This is a genomic window from Gemmatimonadaceae bacterium (genome assembly GCA_035533015.1).
Lineage (GTDB): Bacteria > Gemmatimonadota > Gemmatimonadetes > Gemmatimonadales > Gemmatimonadaceae > JAGWRI01.
In genome coordinates this window covers 19275-30687 of record DATLUQ010000006.1, presented here as the reverse complement: position 1 = coordinate 30687, position 11413 = coordinate 19275, and the positions used below count along the sequence as shown (strand labels likewise).

General features: G+C 67.9%; 9 protein-coding genes. 1 reads left to right on the top strand and 8 read right to left on the bottom strand.

Going from position 1 to position 11413, the window contains the following annotated elements; genetic code table 11:
- Window positions 1–59 precede the first annotated feature (59 nt).
- The 7 genes from VNF92_00940 to katG all read right to left on the bottom strand — a co-directional run bounded on the left by VNF92_00940 (window position 60) and on the right by katG (window position 7201).
- On the bottom strand, window positions 60–2384 hold the full coding sequence (locus tag VNF92_00940) for a DUF2723 domain-containing protein (protein HVA56427.1): 2325 nt from the start codon (window positions 2382–2384) through the stop codon (window positions 60–62).
- 162 nt (window positions 2385–2546) lie between these two features.
- Window positions 2547–2903 carry a hypothetical protein gene (locus tag VNF92_00935; GenBank protein ID HVA56426.1) on the bottom strand — a complete coding sequence of 119 codons (357 nt, stop codon included), beginning with the start codon at window positions 2901–2903 and terminating at the stop codon, window positions 2547–2549.
- A 72-nt stretch (window positions 2904–2975) separates the two neighbouring features.
- The gene (locus VNF92_00930; protein ID HVA56425.1) at window positions 2976–3140 is read right to left on the bottom strand and encodes a hypothetical protein; all 165 of its coding nucleotides are present in this window, start codon (window positions 3138–3140) and stop codon (window positions 2976–2978) included.
- A 69-nt stretch (window positions 3141–3209) separates the two neighbouring features.
- Window positions 3210–3476, bottom strand: a complete 267-nt coding sequence (locus tag VNF92_00925) for a hypothetical protein (GenBank protein ID HVA56424.1) — start codon at window positions 3474–3476, stop codon at window positions 3210–3212.
- Between the two features lie 369 nt (window positions 3477–3845).
- A complete protein-coding gene (locus VNF92_00920; protein ID HVA56423.1) occupies window positions 3846–4220 on the bottom strand; it encodes a hypothetical protein in 375 nt (124 codons plus the stop codon).
- A gap of 119 nt (window positions 4221–4339) precedes the next feature.
- On the bottom strand, window positions 4340–5008 hold the full coding sequence (locus VNF92_00915) for a matrixin family metalloprotease (protein HVA56422.1): 669 nt from the start codon (window positions 5006–5008) through the stop codon (window positions 4340–4342).
- A gap of 12 nt (window positions 5009–5020) precedes the next feature.
- On the bottom strand, window positions 5021–7201 hold the full coding sequence (gene katG, locus VNF92_00910; GenBank protein ID HVA56421.1) for a catalase/peroxidase HPI: 2181 nt from the start codon (window positions 7199–7201) through the stop codon (window positions 5021–5023).
- Between the two features lie 217 nt (window positions 7202–7418).
- On the opposite strand from katG, the gene VNF92_00905 reads away from it, so the two are divergent.
- Complete coding sequence (locus tag VNF92_00905; protein ID HVA56420.1) at window positions 7419–9842, top strand: M1 family aminopeptidase; 2424 nt, start codon at window positions 7419–7421, stop codon at window positions 9840–9842.
- Here VNF92_00905 and VNF92_00900 read toward each other — a convergent pair.
- Window positions 9839–11407, bottom strand: coding sequence for a DUF4173 domain-containing protein (locus VNF92_00900; GenBank protein HVA56419.1), 1569 nt, complete (start codon window positions 11405–11407; stop codon window positions 9839–9841). The genes VNF92_00905 and VNF92_00900 overlap by 4 nt on opposite strands.
- Window positions 11408–11413 lie beyond the last annotated feature (6 nt).

Sequence of the window (11413 nt, the reverse complement as noted above, 5' to 3'; positions counted from 1 at the left end):
AGGGAATCTGCCCGCGCGGCGCCGCTGATTCACCTATCGCGCGCCGGTGCCTGCGTCCCTCACTTGGGCGGCTTCGGCAGCGGCGTCAGCGTCCCGGCCGCGGAATCGCCCGATCCCGCTGGCCGCAGCGGGGGCGGTGGAAGCGTCAGCGACGGGAAGGAATCCTCCAGATCGAGCGCCGTCACGATGCCTCGAGCGTCGTGCATCGCGCGCGCGGCTCCCGGCGTATCCCCCAGCGACTGTTCGAGCTGTCCCAGCTCGAGGGCCGTGGCCACGTAGAGGATCGGTATGCCGATCGACGGCTGGTCCACCCACCCGTGACGCTTGGCCAACGACTTGGGCGCCAGAAATACGTCGTTCCAAAGGTGTTTCGACGTGTCGACGTCGAAATAGCCGTCGCCCTGCACGCGCACGGTGTCGCGCCCCATGGTCGCCGGCGGAACGAAGAGCTTCGACGCGAGCCCCTGTGTGAGGGTGTTGTTCGCGAGGCCCAGCGTGTCCGCGATGGGCCCGGCCGTCCGGCTGATGTAGATGGGCCGGACTTGAAATGAATCGTTGATCATGCGCAGCACGAACACGTCAGCGCGCCCGAGGTAGCCGGTGCCGGCCGCGTCCTGCGGCAGGCGTTTGGGATCGATGGTGGCGTTGATCGGCCCAAGTGCATACGTGGCCCTCTTCGGGATCGCCACGTAGTCCGGCACCGCATTGGCCTCGGCGATCGTCATGCGGAGGGGCGCCGTGGTCGGTCTGGGCCACACCTTGTTGCGATAGAGCGCCGGCCCCTTGGCCGCATCGTACTCGTAGATGGGCCGCTCGATGAGTTGCCGCACGTACCAGTCGGTATTGAGCAGCGACGTGTTCGCGACCACCACGTCCTTGCGGATGCCTTCCACGTCCTGCGCGTACCAGAGCGGGAAGGTATCGTTGTCGCCGGCCACGACGAGCACCCCGTACGGCTCCACCGAGTTGAGCAGGTCCACCGCGAAGTCGCGCGTGTCCGTCTGGCCGGCGCGCGAGGCCCACTGCCAGTTGGCGAAGAGCGGAACGATCGCGACGAGCAGCACGGGGGAACCGGCCAGCCATCCGAAGCGCCCTGGCGTCTCGACGGTCTTCTTCCCGATGCGCTCCGGTCGCGTCCCGAACAGCGACGCCACGGATTCCCAGACGGACATCAGGCCGAGGCCCGCCCACACGCCCCACGGCGAGAAACTCCAGATGAAGAAGTAGTCGCGATCGCGGACCTCGCGCTCCACGCTGGCGCCGAGGCCCGGCGCCTGTGACGCGCCGTACTTGAAATTGAGGTAGTAGATCAGACAGAGCGTGGTCGTGAACAGCAGCGCGGCGAAGTACCACCAGGTTCGTCGGTCGCGCGTGTAGTGGAGCCACCCGCCGAACAGGCCGAGCACCAGCATGGCCGCGCCGAGCAGGCTCTGCAGGTCCTCGTGCCGGCCGAGCGCATCGCGCATCCACTGCCACTTGAAGTACAACCACCACATGCCCACCTGGCCCTGTACGAATGGGGCCTGGCGATCGCTCAACGCCGGCTTCCCATACTGCCCGCGATTGAAATTGTACATGAACGCGTCGTACGTCCCCTTGCTGAACGTGCACGACCAGTGGAGTCCATTCGTGCACGCCGTGGGCTGTCCTTCGTTCATCGGCGGATCGAAGGCCGCGCGGATCGGCTGCGTCGCGAACGGGGTGAGCCCGAAGCCGAGCGCGAGCAGCGAGGCGAGGATCAGCCTCCAGCGCAACAGGTACCGCGGCCGGCGGACGATGATCGCCAGGCCGACCGCGGGAGCCGCGAGCATCCCCGCCATATGGTTCGCGTAGCCGAGCCCCAGCAGGTAGGCCACGAGCACCAGCATCCTGTCGGCCTTGGGCCCGTCGGGTGCGTCGGTCCACCGGATCATCAGCCATGAGATGATCGCGATGCCGGCGAGCGAGACGGTGTAGACCTTCTCGTTGACCACCGATTGGTTCCACACCGTGAACGCCGTGGCGCCGAGGAGCGTCGAGATGCTCGCGCCGACGATCCGGCGCCACCGGTCCTGGAACCACCCCGCGAGCACGCGCTCGGTGATCAGGAACCACATCGCCGCAGCGACGGCGCTGCACAACGCGGCGAAGATGTTGATTCGCGCGGCAACCGAGGACGCGATGGGCAGCAGCGACATCACCCGGCCGAGCAGCACGAACAGCGGGTTGCCGGGCGGATGGGGAAGCCCGAGCGTGTAGGCGGCCGCCATGTACTCGCTGGTGTCCCACATCGACGTCGTCGGGGCGAGGGTCAGCAGGTACAGCAGCAGCACGAACGCGCCGGCGATGCTGGCGGCGAGGTAGGGGGCTCGGTGGTCGAGGTCGGTCTTCGCGTTGGTCGCCATGACGGTCGGTGGGAAGTCCACAACTCGCCTCCGCCGGCGACGCCGGTCCGGGGGGCCGCCTACAGCATGTGGACCGCCGGCCCCGCAAGCAAGCGCCGGATGTCAGAGGATTGTGAGCATTTTCCTATGGTCCCCAAGCGCGCTCCGACCCGGCCCCGGCGCTCACTGAAACAGGCGCAGACGACTCGCGATCACGACGTACGAGAGCGCCAGCACGAAGAAGATGGCCATTCCCGCGAGAATGGCCTTGTCGGAACCGATCTTCGGTGCCAGGTACGCAACGGCGAGCATGTACGGCACCCACGAGACCAGGGTGCCCGCCAATACCCACTTCGCGTGCTGGCCGACCGCGGCGCCTCCCGCACTCTGCCCGATGAAGAAGTACGCGACGAGCGTGAACACCGGGATGAGCGTGGCGAGGCCCGACAGGGTCCGTTTGCCGCTCTCCTCCAGCGCCACGATGAGCGCGGTGAACACGCCGCCGGTGATGAAGTAGATGACGAGACTGGACAGTTTCATGGTGGCACTCGCGCGCGGATGGTCGGACTGAGGAGGTTCGTCGGTTGTCGTGACTGTGTGACCACGAGAGCTTCACGTGCTTCGTTCCGTCCGATGCGGGACGATCCCGAGACGAAGCTCATCGAGCAGCTTCTCGTGCATCAGCGTCTGCGAGAGGTAGACACTCCCGAACACGAACATGTTGCCGTCGCCTCGTGTTTTCAATCGGCCAATCGGCTCGGCCGCGTGGCTCTTCACCAGGTGAACTGGGTGGTCGTTCTGCGCGCTTGAGGACGCCTGGACCGGTGGCCGGCGGGGCGTGCCCTTCTAGAGCTTGCCTGCGAGGACCCGGGCCGCTGGTTCCTTGAACGCGTTCGCGCCGCTCACCACGACGTAGTAGCCGTTCTTGGCGAACCAGAGCCCCCCTTGCTCGTCATGGAACGCGCCAGGCAGATCCGCAGGGGCATGGTGGCTCGTGCTCTGATTGGCATCCCGGTTTACGCGGTGCTCGTCGTCCGTCATGTACTTGTTGCCGAAGGGCACCTTGGAGACGGTCGGTCCCTCGCGTGGGTCGAGCGAACTCGGTGCGAACATGGAAGGGCCCGTCGGCATCCCAGCGCGCGCCCGACCGGGCTTGCCCCGGCCGACCAGCGCGAGCGCCGCTACTGCCGCCAGGCCATACGCCGGCCGAACGGCGCGCCCAACACCATCGAACGAAGCCGCCATGAAGAAGCCCCGTACGGTGGAGAACCGGCCCCGGATTGTCCGACCAACGCCACCTGATCTGGAACCCTCTGCCGGAAAGTCCAGAGCGGCCTCTGCCCTGACGGACCCCGCTCCCCGCAGTACCGCGAAACCCTGCCAAAGCGCGCCGGCATTCTGTGCGGGGTCGCCGTCGCAAGTTACGACGGGCCCGCGCAGCCAGCCGCGCCCGTGCCCCGCGCCATCAGTGGCAGCGCATCATCAGCGCGCGAGCCCGGCCCGAAGCAGCCAGATGATCGCCAACGCCACGAGCAACGCCACTGCGGCGAGAACGAACCCGGCGGCCAACGATGGGGGGCCCCAGACGATCGACGAGAGGCCCGCCACTGCGGTCAATGAGACCGCCCAAGCGGAACGGACCCCGGGCCCCCATCGGCGCCACCGGAAGCTCGTGAGCACGGTCAGCAAGCTCAGAAGCCCGCACGCGAGCTGCACGGCGGTTTCCACTCGCTGGCCGCCCGTGCGGGATCGAGGCCATTGGTGGATGGCGCCCGAGAGCACCATCCAGGTCATCGCCACCAGGAGCAGCGTGGCGCTAGCCAACAGGATGCGTCGAAAGCCCGGACCGAGATTCAAGTCTTGCCTCCCTCGCGCCCTGACGCCTGGCGGTCGGCAGCGCGTCGTTCGGTGATGCCGCTATCGAAGCGGACGGTCGCTGTACGCCGCACGGACGAGGCGGCTCGCTGGAGCATCTCTCAGGGCCAGCGCGCCCGAATCCATTGTTCGTCCCGCGCCGTCAACGGGAAGAACTGGATACGGTCCAATGCGAACGTTGCCGGGCGGCACGGCGCCGGCCGGCCGCACATGAGCGTGGTGGAGTCGCCGTTGTGCATCAACCCGAGCACGTGGCCGAGTTCGTGTGCCACCACGTTGCGGACCGTGTTCGGCAGCGACAGGGGAAGGATGTCGGCCCTACGGACGGCGACGACTCCTTGGCTCCCAGCATGCCACGGTTCACTGAATGAAATCAGGTCGGTGTGCGATAGCGCGATGACGACGTCTGCCGGCACGTCGCGCAGCGTGGCGTGCAGGCGGGCGGTAGCCGGCCCGCCCCCGAGCATTGCCGCTCGGCTCGCCGCGCGAAGGAGCTCGTCGGGAACAGAATCGTTGAGGACGGTGCCCGAGTCCAGTCGAACCCGCCGCCCGAGGCGAAGGAGCTCGCTGTTCCAGTGAGCAATCGCCTCACGGACTGGCGGAATTCTCGGATCGTCAGGATTGCCGAGGATCGTGACCCGAAGCTCTGGACCGGTAGCCGAGTGCTCCAGCGCCGCGGCGTCGACGCGACCCGACTCGCGCGCGCGACACGCCACCGCTCCGACGAGCAGTATCACCGAGAGGAGGAGTTGAACGTATGATCGCTGCATGTTCGCCGACGGTCACGCACGATCGAAGCGATCGAGGTTCATCACCTTGTTCCATGCCGCGACGAAGTCGTGCACGAACTTTTCCTGGGCGTCCCGACACCCGTAGACTTCGGCCAAGGCGCGCAGTTGGGAGTTCGAACCGAAGACGAGATCGACCCGCGTGCCGGTCCACTTGAGTTTGCCCGTTTTCCGATCGTGGCCCTCGAACAGCTCGGCGTCCTTCGACACCGGCTTCCACTCCGTGCCCATGTCGAGCAGGTTCACGAAATAGTCATTGGTCAGTGCTCCCGGCCGCTTGGTGAACGCGCCGTGCGACGTGCCTCCCGCGTTGGTCCCCAACACCCGCATGCCGCCCACGAGCACCGTCATCTCGGGCACGGTCAGGGTCAGCAGCTGCGCCTTGTCCACGAGCAGCGCCTCCGCCGGCACGGTGTACTTGCCCTTCAGGTAATTGCGGAAGCCGTCGGCGATGGGCTCGAGCACTGCGAACGAATCCACGTCGGTCTGCTCCAGCGAGGCATCCATCCGCCCAGGCGTGAACGGCACCTTCACGGTGTGCCCGGCCTTCTTCGCCGCCTGCTCGATCCCGGCGCACCCTCCGAGCACGATCAGATCGGCCAGCGAGACCTGCTTGCCGCTCTTGCCGCTGGGTTGCGCCTTGTTGAACGCCTTCTGGATGGCTTCGAGCTTCTTGAGCACCTTGGCCAGCTGCGCCGGCTGGTTGACCTCCCAATCCTTCTGCGGCGCCAGCCGAATGCGGGCGCCGTTCGCCCCGCCGCGCTTGTCGGACCCGCGGAAGGTGGACGCCGACGCCCACGCCGTGGACACCAGCTCCGAAACGGACAGCCCGGACTTCAGGATCTTTTCCTTGAGCGCGGCGATGTCCTTCGCGCCGATCAGCTTGTGATTCGCCTTCGGGATGGGGTCCTGCCAGATGAGATCCTCGGTTGGAACCTCGGGGCCGAGGTAGCGAGCGTGCGGCCCCATGTCGCGGTGCGTCAGCTTGAACCACGCCCGGGAGAACGCGTCGGCCAGCTCGTCCGGATGCTCCATGAAGTGCCGCGAGATCTTCTCGTAGATAGGATCGAAGCGCAGCGAGAGGTCGGTGGTCAGCATGGTGGGCCGGTGCTTCCTGGACGCGTCGTGCGCGTCGGGCACCGTCGCCTCGGCGTTCTTCGCCACCCACTGATGCGCGCCGGCCGGGCTCTTGGTCAGCTCCCACTCGAAGCCGAACAGGTGCTCGAAGAAATCGTTGCTCCACTTCGTCGGCTTCGTGCTCCAGGTGACTTCCAGCCCGCTGGTGATCGCGTCCCCGCCCTTGCCCGTGCCGAAGCTGTTCTTCCAGCCCAGGCCCTGCTGCTCCAGTCCGGCCGCTTCGGGCTCGGGACCCACGTTCGACACCGGACCAGCGCCGTGCGTCTTGCCAAAGGTGTGGCCGCCGGCGATCAACGCCACCGTTTCATAGTCGTTCATCGCCATGCGCGCAAAGGTCTCGCGGATGTCCACGGCGGCGGCGATGGGATCCGGCTTGCCGTTGGGACCTTCGGGGTTCACGTAGATCAGCCCCATCTGCACGGCGGCAAGCGGATTTTCCAGATCGCGGTCGCCGGTGTAGCGCTTGTCGTCCAGCCACGTTTGCTCGGCGCCCCAGTACACGTCCTGATCCGGCTCCCACACGTCCTCGCGTCCGCCGCCGAAGCCGAAAGTCTTGAACCCCATGGTCTCGAGGGCGACGTTGCCCGTGAGGATGATCAGGTCGGCCCACGAGATCTTCCGGCCGTACTTCTGCTTGATGGGCCAGAGCAGCCGGCGCGCCTTGTCCAGGCTCACGTTGTCCGGCCAACTATTAAGCGGGGCAAAGCGCTGCTGGCCCCTACCGCCGCCGCCGCGACCGTCACCGGTGCGGTACGTGCCGGCGCTGTGCCACGCCATGCGAATGAACAACGGCCCGTAATGGCCGAAGTCCGCCGGCCACCAGTCCTGCGAGTCGGTCATCAGCGCCGCGAGATCCTTCTTCACCGCCTTCAAGTCCAGACTCCTGAACTCCTCGGCGTAGTCGAAGTCCTGGCCCATGGGGTCGGACTTGGAGGAATGCTGGCGCAGCAGTTCGAGCTTCAGCTGGTTCGGCCACCAATCGCGGTTCGACGTGCCGGCGCCGGCGTGAGGGACGGGGCATTTGGCTTCGTTGGGCATGTCAGTTCCGCCTGCAAGACGTGAATGGGTGAACTGGGCTATCCTGAAAGGTAAACGGTTCCCACGGGCCGCCCAGCCGAGGGCCATGCCGCGAGTCGCGGAGCGCCAGCCGCATCCCGACCCAGCGCCGCGCGCTAAGAACTCGCATGGGCGCTGGGTAGCCCGGCCGGGGAGCGCGTGTTATCTGTTCGACTCGTAACTTTCGGAGTCTCCGTCCATGAAACGCCTGCTACTCGCCGCCGCGGCCCTCGTGGCGCTGGCCGCTCCCTCGCTGCTCCTGGCCCAACGCAATTCGGGAACCATCGGGCACTACATCCCGCCGCGCACCTGGCCGCAGGGCGTACACGACTTCGACCTCGTGCACCAGAAGATCGCCGTGCAGTTCGACGAGGCCAAGCGACTGGTGACCGGCGTCGTGACGACCACCGTGATCCCCGACGTCGCGACCGACACGGTCCGGCTCAACGCCGAGAACATCACCATCGACCGCGCCAGCGACGCGCGGGGGCGGCAGATCAAGTTCTCGTCGGATACCACCCACGTCACCGTGCACCTGGCGCGGCGCGTGCCCGCCGGCGACACGGTCGTCTTCACGCTCGCCTATCACACGCATCCCGAACGCGGCATCTACTTCGTGCCCCGCCGCCACGTGATCTGGTCGCAGGGCGAAGCCACCGAGACCCGCGCCTGGGTGCCCACCTACGACTACGCGAACGACAAGACGACCTGGGAGTTCCTCGTCACCGCCGACTCGGGCCTCAAGGTGCTCTCCAACGGCACGCTGGCCTCGGTGACCCCGGTGGATGGCGGCAAGCAGAACGTCTGGCACTGGGAGCAGAACGAGAAGGCCTCGACGTACCTGTACTCGGTCGTCGTGGGGCCGTTCACGATCCTGCACGACGAGTGGCGCGGCAAGCCGGTTGACGAGTACGTCTATCCCGACACCGTCGACGCCGGCTGGCGCGCGGCGGGCGAGACGCCGTCGATGATCGAGCTGTACTCGCGCCTCACCGACGTCCCCTTCCCGTGGGACAAGTACGATCAATCATGGATCCCGGATTTCACCTACGGCGGAATGGAGAACGTCTCCGCCACCACGCAGACCGATCTCTCGCTCCCGGGCCCCGGCAACGATCCGCGGGAAGGCTCGCGAGGCCTCGTCGCCCACGAGCTGGCGCACCAGTGGTTCGGCGATTACGAGACCACCGCCAACTGGGCCAACGCCTGGCTCAACGAAGGGCTCACCACGTACATGGAGTCGGTGCAGAACGAGAAGACCCGCGGCTGGGACGCCGCGCAGCTCGAATGGTGGGGTCAGCAGCAGCAGGCCATGCAGGCCGATCTCCGCCAGGCCCGCCCGCTGGTCTGGGGGCAGTATCAGGGCAACGATCCGATCGCGCTCTTCTTCAGCGGCCACGTCTATCCCAAGGGCGCCCAGTTGGCGCACCAACTGCGCCGCCTGCTGGGCGACAAGATGTTCTGGGCGGGGATGCACCGCTTCCTCGTGAACAACGCCCACAAGGCCACCACCACCAAGGATTACGCCGACGCCTTCGAGGAGACCTGCCACTGCGACCTCGGCTGGTTCTTCGACCAGTGGGCATATGGAATTGGCTATCCACAGCTCGACGTCACGCGCCGGTGGGATCCGGCGGCCAACGTCCTTCACGTGACGGTGCGGCAGGTCCAGCCCACCGATTCCACGCGGCCGCTCTTCAAGTTCCCCACCACGATCCGCGTGATCACGGCCGATTCGGTCGTGCGCGACAGCGTGATGGTGCAGGCCGAGAAGACGCAGACGTTCGACATGCAGCTGCCGAGCGCGCCGCTGTCCTTCCGGTTCGACGAGGGCGGGTGGCTGCTCGGCACCGTGCACACCGACCAGACACCGGACGAGCTGGCGCACATGGCGGAGCACGACCTTGACACCTCGGCGCGCAACTGGGCGCTGTACGCCCTGGCGCAGTCGCAGGACACCGCGGCGGTGGACGCGCGCCGCTTCATCGTGCTGAACGAGCGGATGCCGCAGCTCCGCGTCGAGGCGCTGCAGCAGATGGTGCACGACTCCACGCCGCAGGCCATCCGGATCGTCCGCTCGGCGCTGCGCGACCCCGACGCGTCGGTGCGAAGCGCGGCGCTGGTACGGCTCGCTTCACTCGACTCGGCGGGCGTGGCCGACACGGCGCTCGCGATGTACCACCAGGACATCTCCTCCAGCACGCGCGCGACGGCGCTCGGGATCTACGGGAGACTGGCCGGCGCGAATGCGCTTTCCACGGTCATCGCGGCGAGCGGCCCGGCGCACACGCTCAGGGTGCGCATCACGGCGGCCGCGCTGCTGTCGCGGATGCACGCGCCGTCGGCGTTGGACGCATTGGAGCAGCTCACCGATCCGGTCGAGGTGCGGGAGTTGCGCATGTCGGCGCTCGGCGGCCTGTTCGCGAGCGGCGACACCGCCCGGGCGATCGCCGTGGCGACGCGCGGGCTCAAGGACTACGACCCGCTGTACTCCCAGGCCGCGGTTCGGGACCTGGGCCGACTCGGGACTCCGGAAGCGCAGGCCGTGCTCCGCACGGCGCTCAAGACCGAGACGCGGGTGCACGTGAAGGAGGCCATCGAGCAGGCGCTCGAGAAGCGTTAGCGAGGCGTTGGACCGGCGCCGTTCGGGCGACAGGCGAGCGCTTCCAGCTCCGCCTGATGCGCCCGGACGGCCTGCGTCGCTCGGCTCCGCGCCACGTTCCACTGCGTCCAGCTGCTGGACATCCGTGCACGCCGCTCCCCCGTCCATCGGTCGAGCACGATCTTGGCCGCGGCGCAGCGGTCGCTCTGGGCGGCCGAGTCGGCGGCGAACTGTCCCGCCGTCAACGCGGACACCACCATCGGCACCGCGTCTCCGCCCAGCGATGCGACGTACCGCAGATCCGGACCCCCCGTGACGGTCTGCGCGGCGTCACCGCGCGCTAGGTTCGCCCGGGCCACCAGCGCATCGGGGTTGATGACGTTGAGCGTGAACAGCGCGGCGAATCCGGTGGCCACCAGCCCCGCGGCAAAGGTGCGTGGGCGGGAACGCAGCACGGTGAACGCGAGCCACACGAACACCATCGCCAGCCAGATCATGAACGCCGAGGCGTACAGCCGGTCGGTGGAGATGCCGTAGTAGTGGATGTACAACTTCATGCGGGCGCCGGCGGAAAGCATGATGGCGCCGAGCAGCACCACCAGCGGAACCGCGAGCCGCCGGTAGACCCGGTGCGTGCGGACGTCCGAAGCCGGAATGAGCGCCTGCGCGCCGAGCAGCACCGGGAGCAACAGGCCCGCCACCCCCGTCAACTCGGCAAAGCCGCGCCGGGCGTACTCGGCGTAGCTGAGGCCGGTGGTCTTCAGCACGAGCGCCTGGCCGCCGAACAACCAACCGATCTGCACCACCACGAACGCCGCGAACAGCACGTTCAGGGCGCCGAGCGCGAGCGTCACGTCAGTGGGGCCGAGGGCGAGCGGCGGTGGCGCGGCCGGCGCGCCGTTCTGCGCGCGGCGCGTGATGAGCGCCCGGCGCAGCCAGCCGGCCACCACCCACGCGAAGAAGCCGGCGACCACGACGTGCGAGAACACGACTGCGAGGTCCACATTGGGAATGGCGAGGAACGACGCGAACACCGGGTCGGCGTGCGTGAGCAGCAGCGCGAAGACGACGATGATGGGAACCGTGATCAGCACGGCCCTGGCGATGCGCCGGGCGCGCCCGTCGGTCGCCGTCTGGGGCGCGGCGTGGAACCCCGCGTCGCGCGCGACAAGCGGCACGACGCCGGTGGCCACCTCGAGCCCCGTTCCGAACGCGGCGCCGATCAGATCGCGGACGCGAGCGAGGGCGAGGCCGGGAACGGGGACGGCACCCATGCTCATTGCGAGCAGGACGAGCGCGGCGAGCATGGCCAGCACGTCGAATGGCTGGAGCACGTCGGCGTCTCGCCACGACAGGCCCGCGGCGAAGAGGACCGCAACCGTGAGCCAGATGGCGCTCTCGCGCGAGAGCGACCGAGCGCTCCGGCGCGCGAGCGCGACGACGGCGGCGGCGAATGCCGACATCCAGACCAGGAGCCCGAGGCCCCATGGTCCGTTGCGGAGGAGCGGGTCGGCGAGCACGCCAAGGAGCGCGGCCGCGAGCAGGGCGCGTCGGGCGATGCGGTCGGACGTAGCGGCGGCGGTCATCGGCGC